The organism is Arthrobacter sp. 1088 (genome assembly GCF_031455315.1).
Classification (GTDB): Bacteria; Actinomycetota; Actinomycetes; order Actinomycetales; family Micrococcaceae; genus Arthrobacter.
The window spans coordinates 393,219-408,034 of record NZ_JAVDSM010000004.1 but is presented as its reverse complement, the minus strand read 5'-3'; the positions used below and the strand labels follow the sequence as shown (position 1 = coordinate 408,034).

The 14,816-nt window shown below is 63.5% G+C and carries 11 protein-coding genes; 1 reads left to right on the top strand and 10 read right to left on the bottom strand.

All coding sequences use genetic code 11. The features are described from left to right. Nucleotides 1–984: 984 nt before the first annotated feature. The 3 genes from tyrS to J2Y41_RS08650 form a co-directional block, all read right to left on the bottom strand. Nucleotides 985–2,295 carry a tyrosine--tRNA ligase gene (gene tyrS, locus J2Y41_RS08660; RefSeq protein WP_224167028.1) on the bottom strand — a complete coding sequence of 437 codons (1,311 nt, stop codon included), beginning with the start codon at nt 2,293–2,295 and terminating at the stop codon, nt 985–987. A 37-nt stretch (nt 2,296–2,332) separates the two neighbouring features. Beyond that, on the bottom strand, nt 2,333–4,561 hold the full coding sequence (locus J2Y41_RS08655; protein WP_309928009.1) for an AAA family ATPase: 2,229 nt from the start codon (nt 4,559–4,561) through the stop codon (nt 2,333–2,335). A gap of 99 nt (nt 4,562–4,660) precedes the next feature. Beyond that, on the bottom strand, nt 4,661–5,308 hold the full coding sequence (locus tag J2Y41_RS08650) for a DNA-3-methyladenine glycosylase (protein WP_309928040.1): 648 nt from the start codon (nt 5,306–5,308) through the stop codon (nt 4,661–4,663). Nucleotides 5,309–5,402: 94 nt separating this feature from the next. Between J2Y41_RS08650 and J2Y41_RS08645 the strand changes: the two genes are divergently transcribed. Continuing rightward, complete coding sequence (locus J2Y41_RS08645) at nt 5,403–6,893, top strand: AlkA N-terminal domain-containing protein (RefSeq protein ID WP_309928007.1); 1,491 nt, start codon at nt 5,403–5,405, stop codon at nt 6,891–6,893. 647 nt (nt 6,894–7,540) lie between these two features. On the opposite strand, the gene J2Y41_RS08640 is transcribed toward J2Y41_RS08645, so the two are convergent. The 7 genes from J2Y41_RS08640 to argB form a co-directional block, all read right to left on the bottom strand. Further along, complete coding sequence (locus J2Y41_RS08640; protein WP_309928005.1) at nt 7,541–8,278, bottom strand: maleylpyruvate isomerase family mycothiol-dependent enzyme; 738 nt, start codon at nt 8,276–8,278, stop codon at nt 7,541–7,543. A 76-nt stretch (nt 8,279–8,354) separates the two neighbouring features. Continuing rightward, nucleotides 8,355–9,770, bottom strand: a complete 1,416-nt coding sequence (argH, locus tag J2Y41_RS08635; protein ID WP_309928003.1) for an argininosuccinate lyase — start codon at nt 9,768–9,770, stop codon at nt 8,355–8,357. Further along, nucleotides 9,770–10,975: an argininosuccinate synthase gene (locus J2Y41_RS08630; RefSeq protein WP_224092452.1), complete on the bottom strand. Its 1,206-nt coding sequence runs from the start codon at nt 10,973–10,975 to the stop codon at nt 9,770–9,772. The genes argH and J2Y41_RS08630 overlap by 1 nt, the downstream gene beginning before the upstream one ends. 72 nt (nt 10,976–11,047) lie before the next feature. After that, nucleotides 11,048–11,584: an arginine repressor gene (locus tag J2Y41_RS08625; RefSeq protein ID WP_223936621.1), complete on the bottom strand. Its 537-nt coding sequence runs from the start codon at nt 11,582–11,584 to the stop codon at nt 11,048–11,050. After that, complete coding sequence (gene argF, locus J2Y41_RS08620; RefSeq protein WP_224167023.1) at nt 11,584–12,588, bottom strand: ornithine carbamoyltransferase; 1,005 nt, start codon at nt 12,586–12,588, stop codon at nt 11,584–11,586. The genes J2Y41_RS08625 and argF overlap by 1 nt, the downstream gene beginning before the upstream one ends. Next, nucleotides 12,585–13,850, bottom strand: coding sequence for an acetylornithine transaminase (locus J2Y41_RS08615; protein WP_224092443.1), 1,266 nt, complete (start codon nt 13,848–13,850; stop codon nt 12,585–12,587). The genes argF and J2Y41_RS08615 overlap by 4 nt, the downstream gene beginning before the upstream one ends. Then, entirely contained in the window at nt 13,847–14,806 is a 960-nt protein-coding gene (gene argB, locus J2Y41_RS08610; RefSeq protein ID WP_224167022.1) for an acetylglutamate kinase, read from the bottom strand. Before argB ends, J2Y41_RS08615 begins: the two co-directional genes overlap by 4 nt. Nucleotides 14,807–14,816: the final 10 nt, after the last annotated feature.

Here is a 14,816-nt window from a genome sequence, read left to right as displayed (position 1 = left end):
AGCACGCCGCCAGCGTTCATCCTGAGCCAGGATCAAACTCTCCGTTGAAAACAAAAAATCAAACAGACACAACCACACCCACCGGAAATAACGGCGAACACGGCTGCACAAAATTCGAAACCAGCTGAAAACCAAACCACCACACACGGGGGTGCGCAGCAGCCTGGCCATAATTTCAACCAATCAAAAAAACAATCGGCATCAACAAACTTGGCACACTATTGAGTTCTCAAACAACAGGTCACTATTCCAAAGCAGTACCACCAGCCTTCGCTGGATCGCTCCGGAGCAACTTTTCAAACTTACCCGATCAACCCGATCTTGGCAAATCAACGTTTCCGCGATTCCCGATCCAGGCCCCGGCCCCACCCGGCAACCAGCACGCCCAAAAGCGCACCATATTCCAGGCTGTTATCAAAGGGGGTCGGCCCCCGCAGTTCCCAGCACCAGGCTGTCTCACTCGCGGCGACTCAGAAGACATTACACGCCCACCAGCCCCCACACAAATCCACCCCAACACCACCCAAAAACCGGCCAAAACCGCCCAAACACAGGCTAAACAACGCCACAGACCCGCCAAAACCACCCCAAAACCCCAAAAACCAACCCCAGTGAAGCCCGTCACACCAACCACACCCCACCACCCCGCCGCCAAACACCCACGCCAACCACCGCCGTCGAACACCACACCCCCAACCCACCAAAACCCCGCACGATCCGAGAGAACGATCCCCCAAACCCCGCACGATCTGAGAGAACATCCGAAGAAGGCGGCGCCCATCCGGCAACGCGCGTCCAAGGCAGGAACGACCGAGCGCGCAGAGGAAGACCACCGCCTTCGCGCCAACCACCCACCCACCTTCGCGCCGCGCCAACCACCCAACCGCCTTCGGCGCCCACCCACGCACAAACACGCTTAAACGCAGAAAAGACCGGCAACCACAACGGTTGCCGGCCCTTTCAGGTATTGCGATGTACGGCGAACTAGGCCGAAACCTCAATCGTCGCCAGGTTCTTCTTGCCCCGGCGAAGGAGCAGGTACCGGCCATGAAGCAGTTCATCCTGCGCGATAACGGCATCCGGATCGGAGACCTTGGTGTTGTTCACGTAGGCGCCGCCCTCCCCGATGGTCCGGCGGGCTGCCGACTTGCTGTCGGACAAACCGGCGGCCACCAACAAGTCGATGATTCCAAGACCGTCGGCGCTGATCTTCGCGGAGGGAAGTTCCGCGGTCGCTGCTTCCAGGGTGCGCTCGTCCAGGACGGTGAGATCGCCGTTGCCGAAGAGTGCTGCCGAAGCGGCGATGACCTTTTCAGTCGCATCGATGCCATGCACCAAGGACGTGACTTCGAACGCAAGCTTCTTCTGGCCTTCCCGTGCGAAGGGACGCTCCGCAACAGCCTGGCCAAGCTCTTCAATTTCCGCACGTGAAAGGAACGTGAAGACTTTGAGCCGGTCCACCACGTCAGCGTCGGCCGTGTTCAGCCAGAACTGGTAGAACGCGTACGGGCTGCACATTTCGGGGTCCAGCCAGATGGCGTTGCCCTCGCTCTTGCCGAACTTGGTACCGTCCGAGTTGGTGATGAGCGGCGTACCCAGGGCGTGGACGCTCTTGCCTTCCACCTTGCGGATGAGTTCGGTACCGCTGGTGAGGTTGCCCCACTGGTCCGAGCCACCGGTCTGCAGTGCACAGCCGTAGTCGCGGAACAGTTGGAGGTAGTCCATGCCCTGCAGGATCTGGTAACTGAACTCGGTGTAGCTAATGCCCTCTTCGGAACTCAAACGGGAGGCGACAGCATCCTTGCGAAGCATGGTGCCCACCCGGTAGTGCTTTCCGATCTCACGGAGGAAGTCGATGGCACTCAGCGGCGCCGTCCAGTCCAGGTTGTTGACCATGCGTGCCGCGTTATCGCCCTCGAAACTGAGGAAACGGCGCACCTGCCCCTGGAGGTAGCCGACCCACTCCGCAACCGTGTCCTTGGTGTTCAAGGTGCGCTCCGCCGTGGGGCGCGGATCACCGATAAGGCCCGTGGATCCGCCAACCAGGCCGAGCGGCTTGTGGCCAGCCAACTGCAGGCGCCGCATCAGCAGGAGCTGCACCAAGTTACCCAGGTGAAGGGACGGAGCGGTGGGGTCAAAGCCACAGTAATACGTGATCGGGTCCCCGGCGAGCAGCTTTTCCAGTTCCGTTTCGTCGGTGGAAACGTGGATCAGGCCGCGCCATTTGAGCTCCTGCCAGATGTTGGCAAAGGCGGGATCGTTGTGCTGGGACTCGATGTTGTTTACGTGTGACACGAGTTCTAAGTTAGCAGGATTGTTGGGTTCACTTTTCCTAGCGTTCGATGCCGGCGGGCAGCGGTGCCGCGGCGATGAGCCTGAGCCGCTGCGTGGGTCGGGTCATAGCGACGTAGAGGTCGCCCACCTTGCCGTGCTCGTGATTGAGCATGGCAGCCGGCTCCAGGACGATGACGCCATCAAATTCCAGGCCCTTCGCTTCCTTGGGGCTGATGACCACGATGTCCTGCTCGTAGCTTCCGGCTCCCGAGCCGATGCGGCGGCCGTAGATCCCGCGCAGCGCGGCAGCCGCCTGCGGCAGCAGTGGGCCGTCGGCGATGACAGCCAGCAGGCCGCCGTCGATTGCTTCCACTTCCTCAGGCAGGACCTCGACCAGGCGGGAGATAATTCCGTCCGCTTCGACGCGGTCCACGATGGGCGACCATTTGCCTTCGCGCACGGCCTTCGGAGCCGAGACCACCAGGCCTGCGCGGTTGGCCATCCGAACAGCGGCTTCCGCGATCTGGGACGGCGTGCGGTAGTTGACGGTCAGTTCTTCGAGCTGCCAGCGGTCACCGAACGACGGCGCGAGCGCGCTTTGCCACGAATTGGCGCCTGCCGCTGCACTCGTTTGGGCGATGTCCCCCACAATCGTGAAGGACTTCAGCGGGCAGCGACGCACGAGGAGCCGCCACTGCATGGCCGAAAGTTCCTGTGCCTCATCAACCACGATGTGGCCGAAAGCCCAGGAACGATCGCTCGTAGCGCGCTCGGCTGCGGTGAGCCGGTTCTCGCGTTCCTGGTTCTGGTCTGCCAGTTCTTCGGCGCTCACCAGGACATCCACGCCCATGGCTTCCATGTTGGCCAGGGTCTGCCTGGCGTTGGCCAGATCGCGGGCGCGGTCGGCTTCCTGCTGGGCCAGTCCCCTGCCCGCGGCAGGATCCAGCTCACCGAGCAGTTCGGCAGCTTCGTCAAGAAGCGGCACGTCCGCCTCGGTCCAGGGCGCATCCGCTGGCCGCTGCAGAAGGGATCGCTGTTCCGGTGTGAGGTGTGGCGTGCAGGCTTCCAGGATGGCGGGCTTGCTGAAGAGCTCGGAGATCAGCTTCTCCGGAGTCATCGGCATCCAGCACAGGTTCAGTGCGATGCGGACGTCCCGGGCGGACCGGACGTCTTCGGCGAGGTAGGCGCGATCGGCGTTATTGCCGATGTTCGACTCCTCGACGAGGTCCGTTAGTTGCTCCGTGAGCTCACGCAGAAGGATCTTGACGAACGTCAGCCGCGCTTCGTTGTGCGGCTTGCCCGTGGCCCGGGCCTTTTCCCGTGCGCGGCGGACCTGGCGGACGGTCAGCGTCAGCTTGCGGGAATCGACTTCGAGAATGCGGTCTTCTACAGGCGTGCGCTGCCGGTTTGCCACGGCGTTGGCCACCACCGTGGCCATGTCGAGCTTGCCTTTGAGCGCAGCAACGTCCGGATCTTCCTCGGGAACAGCGTGGATTCCGGGCATAAGCCGGCCAAGACTGGCCATGACGACGCCGGTCTCGCCCAGCGAGGGCAGTACACGCTCGATGTAGTGCATAAACGACGACGACGGTCCCACCAGCAGAACGCCGGCACTCTTGAGCCGATCACGGTGCGTGTAAAGGAGGTAGGCGGCGCGGTGCAGTGCCACTGCCGTCTTACCCGTCCCTGGACCACCTTGTACGACGAGCGCGCCCGAGATCGACGAACGGATGATCCTGTCCTGCTCCGACTGGATGGTTCCCACGATGTCCGACATGCGGCCCGTACGCTTGGAATTCAGGGCCGCAAGGAGCGCGCCCTCGCCTTGCAGGGAATCGTTGTCCGCGAGCATGCCGGCATCCAGGACGTCGTCCTCGATCGCCTTCACGTCCCGGCCTTGCAGGATCAGGTGTCGACGGCGGCGCACGCCTTGGCGGTCGAAAGCGGTGGCCTGGTAAAAGTGGCCGGCTTCCGGGGCGCGCCAGTCAACCATGAGCCGTTGGAGATCGGCGGTAGACAACCCGATACGGCCAATGTACTGGGCCTCCCCCGAGTCCAGATCGAGGCGCCCGAAGACCAAACGGTCATCGACGGCGTCGAGCTGGGCAAGGCGGTCCTCATACAGCGCGGCGAACGCGTCACGTTCGGACACGTTTTGCATGGTTCCCACTGCACCGGCCTTGCGCACCTGGGCCAGCTGGGCACGCTTTTCTTCGCGCAGCTCATCGAGCCGGGCGTACAGCCCAGCAACGTATTCCTGCTCGTGGACCAAATCAGCGTCGTGCATCGAACCGTAACCCCTATCGCAAAAGACAGACCGTCCATTCTACAGCGATTTTGGTAAACGTGTTGGGTCCAGGTCATATGGCGGACCAGCGGCCAAAGTTCACGCCCGGTTGCGTGGCCGCGCTGCTTTGTACCGTGACACCGTTGGATCATCTTCGATCCAGAAGCGCCACGGGTAGTCCGTACTTCCACCGGGACCAGCTACCCCAACCCGCGGTCCGCTGGCCACGGCCGCTACCGGCGTCTTAGGCAGCCAAAAGCTGAACGGTGAGGCGAGCGCGTCACGGCCCGTGTCCGCCGTCGTAAGTCCCAGCGCCGATGCCAGGCGTGCAGGTCCACTGGCCAAGTCCTTGTGCGTTTTGGAGGCAGGCCGCCTTACGGTGGCAAGCCCCTCGCCTTCTACAATCTCGCCGGCCCGCAGAAGCAACGCCGACGGGGAGCCTGCTGGACCGCAGACGATGTTGGCGCAGTAGTGCATGCCGTAGGTGAAGTACACGTACAGGAAACCCGGTGGTCCGAACATCGGCGCGTTACGGGCCGTGGGACCGCCGAAAGTGTGCGATCCGGGATCGGGGTGTTCGGAATCGCGAGGGCCCATATAGGCCTCCACTTCAGTGAGTCTCACCGCGACTGGACCGGCTTCGGAGTAGTGGGTGAGCACCGCGCCAAGGACCAGTGGAGCGATGACACGGGGGTCGCCTTCGAGGAACTTACGCACTTTTTCGGGATCGCTGACTCCCTTCTCCATGGACGAGCTCATGCCCAGACCCTAGCAAAAATCGTGAAACGGCTATGTCCGATTTCCGCTAGCAGCGGGCGTGCACTCCTGACAGGATGAAGGAATGGACTTCTGGCAGCGCTACAGGGCAATTGACGCCCGCGACACCCGCTTCGACGGACAATTCTTCACGGCCGTCAGCTCGACTGGTATCTACTGCCGGCCGTCCTGCCCAGCCCGTACGCCGAAGGCCGAGAATGTCACGTTCTACGAGACGTCGGCCGCTGCCCACGAAGCCGGGTACCGGGCTTGCAAGCGATGCCTGCCCGAGGCCGTCCCCGGAACACCGGCCTGGAACATCCGATCCGACGTTGCCGGCCGTGCAATGCGCCTGATCAACGACGGCGTTATCACCCGCGAGGGGGTCGACGGCCTTGCGCACCGCCTTGGCTACTCCGCGCGCCAGCTCAACCGCATCCTTAGCCACGAACTTGGCGCCGGCCCGCTCTCACTGGCACGGGCCAGCAGGGCGCAGACAGCAAGGACGCTGTTGGTCTCAACGAAGATGCTCCTCGCCGATGTCGCCTTTGCCTCGGGGTTCAATAGCGTGAGGCAATTCAACGACACCATCGGCGAGGTTTTTGCGATGACCCCGACGGCGCTGCGAACCACCGGTGCGAAATCGGGAGTTCGCAGGGGTGCCGGGGAGGCAAGCGACGGGACACCAGCCGCTCTGACGTTGAATCTGCCATATCGGGAGCCCTTCGACCCGGGAATCTTCGATTTCCTGGCGGTTCGTGCTGTGCCGGGCATCGAGTCGGCAAGCACCGGACACGACGGAACCAGGACCTATGCCCGAACCCTCCGCCTCCCGCGCGGCAACGCCACGTTCTCGGTGGCCTACAGCCCCTCAAGGCAGGGCAAGCCCTTGCAGTTGTCGGCTACGGTGGTGGACCTCCACGACCTCCCGGTGTTGTTGAGTCGTGTCCGCAGGTTGTTCGATCTGGACGCCGACCCAGAAGCGATCGACGACGCCTTGGCGATGGACCCCCGGCTCAAAGGGAGCATCAAGGAGGTTCCCGGAATTCGCGTGCCAGGAGCAGTCGACCCCCAGGAACTGCTGGTCAGGGCTCTAATCGGCCAGCAAATCACCGTTGCTGCTGCCCGGACGGCACTGACCCAATTATCAGCTCTCGGCTCCCCGATCGACGGCGGTGTCCCCGGTTTGGATCGCCTGTTTCCGACCGCGGCGGAACTCGCCGAAGACGCCCGCATCCTGCTGCGGGGACCGCAGCGGCGCATCGAGTCAGTGGTTGCCGTGGCCGAAGCGATGGCCACAGGGGCCCTCGAGTTCGGCTACGGCGACGACGTTGCAGGACTGGAGCGAAAGTTGCTGCCGTTACCAGGAATTGGGCCTTGGACCGTAGGGTATGTCGCCATGCGCGTGCTGGGAGCGCCCGACGTTTTCCTGAGCAATGACGCGGCCGTTCGAAACGGGTTGCGGGTCCTCCCTCCTGGTCCCGGCCTCACCCCTGAATTCCGGGAAGTCAGTCCTTGGCGGTCCTACGCCACCATGCATTTGTGGCGGGCGGCAACGAAGCCCAAACACTCGTAGCTCCCGTTTCCGCTCTCACATCCCGGCGCCCTTCCGCGATCCTTCTCTCACATCCCGGCGCCCTTCCGCGATCCTTCTCTCACATCCCAGCGCCCTTCCGCCATCCTTCTCTCACATCCCAGCGCCCTTCCGCCATCCTTCACTCACATCCCAACGCCCTTCCGCGATCCTTCACTCACATCCCAACGCCCTTCCGCGATCCTTCACTCACATCCCAACGCCCTTCCGCGATCCTTCACTCACATCCCAACGCCTTTCGCCGTTTCCTCTCTCACATCTCAACGCGGCAGGAAGTGAGAGAGGAAAGGGGAAAACGCCGCGGGAAGTGAGAGAGCGTCGCCGGAAAAGCCTCAGGATCTGAGAGAACATCCCCAAGGGACAAGGACTCGCAGCTCCCTTTCGTCTCCCATAACCCCGCGTCGGCATTCAGCCGGGTGCCGACGTCGTACCGCTCCCCCGATGCATCAGGACGTTAGCGACCACGACCCAAAAAACGGCAGGAAGTGAGAGAAGGACGGCCGAAACACGTCAGGAAGTGCGAGAGCATCCACCGAAGCACGTCAGGAAGTGAGAGAGCACCGGCCGAAACACGTCAGGAAGTGAGAGAACATCCGCCGAAACACGTAAGGAAGTGAGAGAAGGACGGCCTAGCGGGCTGCAGGTTGTGCCGCGGGCCATGGGAGCAGCTCGGGCAGGTCGACGCCGTCGGCCGCCGCGGTAGCTCGCAGGCTTCCCAAGCTCGGTTCGCGGCCTGCGAGCCATGCCGCGATGTCGGTGAGCATGCCCGTAATGGCAATCGAGGTGCCGCCGTGACCAATGACCCGCTGCGGCAGTCCAGTGGGCTGCAGGACAAATTTGTACTTCTCCGGAACGCGTGCTTCGAGGAAAGTGAACAGGTGCTCGCAGAAGGGCCGGCTCCAGGTTTCAGGCCCATATCCCAGTCCAAGATCCGATGCATGGATGGTGAGTTCGCGCCGCAGTGCCAGACCGCCGTCGAGGACTGTTCCGTCCCGGTAGCTGATGCGCGCCTCCCAGTCGGCTGGTTCCAGTGCGTCAAACGCCGCCAAGGCACGAGACAGCGCGGTGTCAACGGACTCCTTATGGTCTGCGAGGCTGTGTCCGGCGGCCAGCTCGATGGCCTTGTTGCGTCCGTCCATGCCGCCGTCGTACAGTTCCACGGCCTCACCGCGCCGGGCGTACTCGAGCTGGCGGGCCATGGCGCGCGAAATCCCGGCAATATGGGCAAGGACGTGGCCACGGGTCCAGCCCGGGAGCTCGGACGGTTGCGGGACGGATGCCTCGTCCATTTTGGTGAGGAGGCGGGTAACGATGTCGGCGGCTTTGTGAAGCTCTGCGGGCAGCGCCCCAGTGGTGATCTGAGTCATAGCGCCATGCTAACGCACCCCTTAAAGCCCTGTGGGACGGCACGTGATGTGCCATCCCACAGGATTGATGGTGCGTTTAGCCGGCGTAGCTGCGTGCTGCATCCAGTTCTGCCATGAGCGCCACCAATTGGCGTTCGACGGCGGCCGGTGCAGTTCCGCCCTGGGAGTTGCGGCTGTTGAGCGAACCCTCAGTGCTTAGCACGCTGCGGACCTCGGGAGTCAAGTGCTCCGAGATCGCTGAATACTCTTCATCCGTCAGGTCCCACAGCTCAACCCCACGGCTTTCAGCCTGCTTGACCGCAGCACCTGAAAGCTCGTGTGCTTCACGGAAGGGAACGCCCTGGCGGACGAGCCATTCTGCGATGTCCGTGGCCAGCGCAAAGCCCTGGGGAGCCAGGGACTCCATGCGCTCCGTGTTGAACTTCAGCGTGGCGATCATGCCGGACACGGCCGGAAGCAACAGCTCCAGGGTGTCGGCGGCGTCGAAGACCGGTTCCTTGTCCTCCTGCAGATCGCGGTTGTACGCGAGCGGCAAGCCCTTGAGCGTTGCCAGCAGTCCGGTCAGGTTGCCGATGAGGCGTCCTGCCTTGCCGCGCGCGAGCTCGGCAACGTCCGGGTTCTTCTTCTGCGGCATGATCGAGGACCCAGTGGAGTACGAGTCGTGCAGGGTCACGAAGGAGAATTCCTTGGTGGCCCAGAAGATGACTTCCTCGGAGATCCGGGAAAGATCAACGCCAATCATGGAGCACACCCATGCGAACTCGGCGAAGACATCGCGGGAGGCGGTGCCATCAATCGAGTTGTGGACAGCCGAGAAGAAGCCAAGATCAGCTGCAACGGCCTCGGGATCCAGCCCCAACGACGAACCGGCCAAGGCACCAGAACCATACGGCGAAACTCCAGCACGCTTGTCCCAGTCCTGGAGTCGCTGCACGTCGCGAAGCAGTGCCCAGGCATGTGCCAGAAGGTGATGGCTCAGCAATACCGGCTGGGCGTGCTGAAGGTGCGTCCGGCCAGGCATCGCAACACCCTGGTGGGCCTTTGCCTGCTCCACGAGTGCGTCGATGGTGGCGAGGACGCCAGCAGCGATGATCCGGGCATGGTCGCGCAGGAACATGCGGCCGAGCGTTGCCACTTGATCGTTGCGGGAACGGCCGGCACGGAGCTTGCCGCCCAACTGGGTTCCGGCACGCTCGATCAGGCCACGCTCAAGTGAACCGTGAACATCCTCATCGCTCTCGGCCGGGAGGTAGGCACCGCTCGCCACGTCCTCGTCCAGCTGGTTGAGGGCGGCAAGCATGCCTTCAAGTTCGGCGTCGTCCAGCAATCCGGCCTTCGCCAGCACGCGGGCGTGCGCCTTGGAGCCGGCGATGTCATAGCGGGCCAGCCGCCAGTCAAAGTGCGTGGACTTGCTCAATGCTGCCAGCGCATCCGCGGGGCCGCCGGCGAACCGGCCGCCCCACAGTGCGCCTTCGTTTGTTGCGGACGTCATTACTCGCCCGAGACCCGCAGGTCGCGGCCGGAGGCAACCTTGGAGGACATGCCCCACAGCTCGATGAAGCCGCGCGCCATGGACTGGTCGAAGGTGTCGCCGGTGTCGTAGGTAGCGAGGTCGAAGTCGTACAGCGAAGTCTCGGAGCGACGACCGTTGACGATTGCCTGGCCGCCGTGGAGGACCATGCGGATGTCGCCGGAGACGTACTTCTGGGTGTCCTCGATGAACGCGTCCAGGGAGCGCTTCAGCGGGGAGAACCACTGGCCGTCGTAGACCAGCTCGGCCCAGCGCTGGCCAACGGTGGCCTTGAAGCGGGCCTGCTCGCGCTCGATTGTGACATCCTCGAGGTGCTTGTGGGCGGTGATCAGCGCCATTGCACCCGGTGCCTCGTAGATTTCGCGGGACTTGATGCCAACGAGGCGGTCCTCGACGACGTCGATGCGGCCAACGCCCTGCGCGCCGGCACGGCGGTTCAGTTCCTGGATGGCCTGCAGCGGGGTGACCTTCACGCCGTCGATGGCTACCGGCACGCCGGCTTCGAAGGAAATGGTGACCTCGTCCGGCGCCGGCGGGAATTCCGGCGTGGCGGTGTAGTCGTAGATGTCCTTGGTAGGTGCGTTCCAGATGTCCTCAAGGTAACCGGTCTCGACGGCGCGTCCCCAGACGTTCTGGTCGATCGAGTACGGGTTCTTCTTGGTGGTCTCGATCGGCAGTCCCTTTTCCTCGGCGAAGGCAATCGCCTTGTCGCGGGTCAGGGCGAGGTCGCGGACCGGTGCGATGCACTTCAGGTCCGGGCCGAGCGTCTGGATGCCAACTTCGAAGCGGACCTGGTCATTGCCCTTGCCGGTGCAGCCGTGGGCGACGGTGGTGGCACCGAATTCGCGGGCAGCCTTCACGAGGTGCTTGACGATCACCGGACGCGAAATGGCAGACACCAGCGGGTAGTGGCCCTGGTAGAGGGCGTTGGCCTTCAGCGTCGGCATGGCGTATTCGTTGGCGAATTCGTCGCGGGCGTCGGCAACATAGGCCTCGACGGCGCCGCAACCGAGGGCGCGCTGGCGGATGGTCTCCAGGGACTCGCCGCCCTGTCCGACGTCGACGGCCACGGCGATGACCTCGGCGCCGGTGGCTTCACCGATCCAGCCGATGGCTACGGACGTATCGAGGCCACCGGAGTAGGCCAGAACAATGCGCTCAGTCACGAGAGTGCTCCTTTGTTGTTGCTTGGTTCATTTGAAATCAATGCTGCGTAAATCAGTTGTTGCCACCGCGGGCTAGTTTCCCGGTCCGGCTTCCTCGGCCATCCGCAGGAAACGGGCCGCCAGTTCGGCTCCGCCGTCGGGATCCCTGGCAACCAACAGCAGAGTGTCGTCGCCTGCGATCGTACCCAATACCGACGGCATTACGGAGTGGTCGATGGCCAGTGCCAGGAAGTTTGCTGCCCCCGGAGGTGTTCGCAGGACAACAATGTTGCCCGAAGCCTCTGCAGTTACGAGCAGCTCACCACACAGCCGGGAGAGCCGCGCGTCCAGGATTTCCTGCGTGACGCCGCTTTTAGCGTTGCGGTCACCGCCCTCCCCCGGAACGGCATAGACCAGTGCGCCTTCCTTGCCGCGAACCCTCACCGCGCCAAGTTCCACAAGGTCGCGGGACAGCGTGGCTTGGGTGACCTGAACGCCGTCGTCCGCCAGCAGGGCTGCAAGCTCTGCCTGGGAACGCACGGACTCACCCGTCAGGATCGCGGTGATACGCGCCTGGCGGGCAGTCTTGGTGGCCGGGCTGGCGCCCGGAACCGACGGATTCGTGGACACTAGAACGTGCTCTCCCCAGTGCCCTCGACGGGAGAAAGACCTTCCACGAACGCAAGTCCGGAACGGTGCATCAGCCAGGCCATGAGTGCCTTCTGGGCATGGAGTCGGTTCTCAGCTTCGTCCCAGACGATCGACTGCGGGCCGTCGATGACGCCAGCGGAAATTTCATAACCACGGTAAGCAGGAAGGCAGTGAAGAACGACGGCGTCCGGCGCGGCCTGCGCCATGGCGGCCTCATCCACGGAGTAGTCGCGGAAGAGCTGCAGCCGGGCTTCCTTCTCGGCTTCCTGACCCATGGATACCCAGGTGTCCGTTGCCACGACGTCAGCGCCTTTAAGGGCTTCGGCAGCATCGCTGGTAATGAGCACTGAGCCGCCTGTCTCGGCGGCACGCTCTTGTGCAGCAGCCACAATCTCCGGGGCCGGCAAGTAGCCAACGGGACCGGAAATACGGACGTGCATGCCAGCTGTGACGCCAGCCAGAAGGTAGGAATTGGCCATGTTGTTGGCCGCATCACCGAGGTAGGCCATGCTCAGGCCCTTCAGTTCGCCTTTGTGCTCCTTGACCGCCAGGAGATCCGCGAGGAGCTGGCAGGGGTGGTAGTCGTCGCAGAGGGCGTTGATGACCGGGACCTTGGAGTTCTCCGCCATGGCAACCAGGCCCGAGTGGGCCCCGGTCCGCCACACGATGGTGGAGACCATGCGCTCAAGGACCTTGGCGGTGTCCTCCACGGATTCCTTATGCCCGATCTGTGCTTCGCCGGGGTTGATGATGAGCGCGTTGCCGCCCATGTCCGCGATGCCGGTGGCGAAGGAAACACGGGTACGGGTGGAGGTCTTGTCGAAGATGACGGCGACGGTCTTCCGGCCATTGCCATCGGCCGCGAAAGGTTGGACGCTGTACGGCGCCGCTTTCATGCGGGCTGCGAGCTCAAGAACCTCGGCCTGCTCAGCAGCGCTCAGGTCGGTGTCCTTGAGGAAGTGACGGGTGGTGGATGTAGTCACTGTGCGTCCTTAGCAGTTTGGGCGGTAGCCGTTGTAATGAGCTCAGGCAGCGCAGCCAGGAAACGGTCTGCCTGCTCGATGGTGAGGATCAGCGGCGGTGCCAGCCGGATGGTCTTTGGCCCCGGGCTGTTGATGATGAACCCGGCGTCAAGGCCTGCAGTAACCATGGCAGGAGCTACATCGGCATTGACGTCGAATCCGATAAGGAGACCTTCACCGCGGACCTCAGTCACGGCGTCCACCCGGGCAAGACCCTCGCGTAGGTGTGCCCCGACACTCAGGACGTTCTGGAGGACACTTTGGCTCTCGATCGCGTGGAGCGTGGCAAGGGCAGCAGCCGTGGCCACGGGATTTCCACCGAAAGTGGTTCCGTGCTGCCCGGCGGTGAGCAGGGCCGACGTCGTGCTTCCGAAAGTAATCAACGCACCGACCGGGAAGCCGCCGCCAAGTCCCTTGGCAAGCGTGATGGCGTCGGGGACAATCCCCGCGTCTTCGCTGGCCAGCCATTTGCCGGTCCGGCCGATGCCGGTCTGGACCTCGTCCAAAATCAACAGGGCGCCGGCCGCCGTGGTGGCTTCGCGGGCTGCCTGCAGATATTCGGCGCTCAGCGGCCGGACGCCCGCTTCGCCTTGGATTGGTTCCAGGAAGACGGCTGCCGTGGATTCGTCGACGGCGGAGCGCAGGGCTTCGATGTCACCGAACGGAATGTGGACCACGCCGCCGGGCAGGGGCTCGAACGGTGTCCGGTAGGCCTCTTTTGCCGTGAGTGCGAGCGCACCCATGGTGCGGCCGTGGAAAGCGCCTTCGAGGGCAACAATCTTGGTGCGCTCGGCGTCGCTGTTCCGGCGGGCCAGCTTGAACGCTGCCTCGTTGGCTTCCGTCCCGGAGTTGGCAAAGAAAACCTTGGATCCGGCGGGAGCATTGGTGATGGCCAGCAGCTTTTCTGCCAGAGCGATCTGCGTGGGGCTCGTGAAGAAGTTGGAAACGTGTCCAAGCGTGGCGAGCTGGCTGGAGATCACCGAGGTGACGAAGGGGTGGGCGTGGCCCAGCGCGTTCACGGCGATGCCACCGAGGAGATCCAGGTACTCCTTCCCGTCGGCGTCCCACACGAGGCAACCCGCGCCGCGGACCAGGACCCGCTGGGGCGTGCCGAAGACACCCATCAGCGACGAGTTGTAGCGGGCCAGCCAGTCAGCGCCTGAGCTGTGGCCAGTAATGGCGTCTGTTGGGGATTCCACCAGTTCTGCTTCGTTCGCGGTCATGCGTTCACTTCCTCGTCAGGGACAACTTGGGTGCCGATGCCCGCGGTCGTAAAGGTTTCCAGCAGGATTGAGTGCGGCAGCCGGCCATCCACGATGTGCGCGCGTTCCACGCCTTCGTCGATCGCTTTCAGGCATGCAGCCATCTTGGGGATCATGCCCGACTCGAGCTTGGGCAGCATCTCGCGGAGTTCGGATGCAGTCAGCGAAGAGATCAGGGACGATTTGTCCGGCCAGTTCGCGTAGAGGCCCTCGACGTCGGTCAGGATGACCAGCTTGGAGGCGCCCAGCGCAGAAGCGACAGCTGCAGCCGCGGTGTCTGCGTTGACGTTCAGGACCTGGCCGGTAGTGGGACCGGAACCGTTGCCGTCGTCGAGGATTTCCGGGGCGACCGTCGAGATCACCGGGATGCGGCCGGCGTCGAGGATGTCCGTGATCCCGGCGGGGTCCACGCCTACAACTTCGCCCACCAAGCCGAGGTCAACTTCCTCGCCGTCCACCACGGTTCCGGTGCGGACTGCGCGCAGCAGGCCGCCATCCTCGCCGGACATGCCAACCGCATACGGACCATGGGAATTGATGAGGCCCACAAGTTCACGACCCACCTGGCCGGTGAGGACCATGCGCACCACGTCCATGGCTTCCGGAGTGGTGACGCGCAGCCCACCCTTGAATTCGGACTCGATGCCAAGCCGGCCCAGCATGGAGTTGATCTGCGGACCGCCGCCGTGCACCACCACAGGGTGGATGCCCACGTGGTGGAGGAACACGATATCCTCGGCGAAGGCACGCCGAAGGTCATCGTTGACCATGGCGTTCCCGCCGTACTTGATCACCATGGTGGTTCCAGCGAAACGCTGGATCCAGGGCAAGGCCTCGATCAGCGTGCCCGCTTTGTCCTGGGCTGCTTCGGCCGAGACGTGGCTCGCGGACGTGGTTTCCCGGGTGTGCGCAGTCATAGTCATCCGC

Excerpts from the sequence above, each read along its gene's own strand:
- J2Y41_RS08655 (WP_309928009.1), bottom strand. The coding sequence starts at position 4,561 with ATGCACGACGCTGATTTGGTCCACGAGCAGGAATACGTTGCTGGGCTG.
- J2Y41_RS08650 (WP_309928040.1), bottom strand. The coding sequence starts at position 5,308 with ATGGAGAAGGGAGTCAGCGATCCCGAAAAAGTGCGTAAGTTCCTCGAA.
- J2Y41_RS08645 (WP_309928007.1), top strand. The coding sequence starts at position 5,403 with ATGGACTTCTGGCAGCGCTACAGGGCAATTGACGCCCGCGACACCCGC.
- J2Y41_RS08640 (WP_309928005.1), bottom strand. The coding sequence starts at position 8,278 with ATGACTCAGATCACCACTGGGGCGCTGCCCGCAGAGCTTCACAAAGCC.
- argH (WP_309928003.1), bottom strand. The coding sequence starts at position 9,770 with ATGACGTCCGCAACAAACGAAGGCGCACTGTGGGGCGGCCGGTTCGCC.
- J2Y41_RS08615 (WP_224092443.1), bottom strand. The coding sequence starts at position 13,850 with ATGACCGCGAACGAAGCAGAACTGGTGGAATCCCCAACAGACGCCATT.
- argB (WP_224167022.1), bottom strand. The coding sequence starts at position 14,806 with ATGACTGCGCACACCCGGGAAACCACGTCCGCGAGCCACGTCTCGGCC.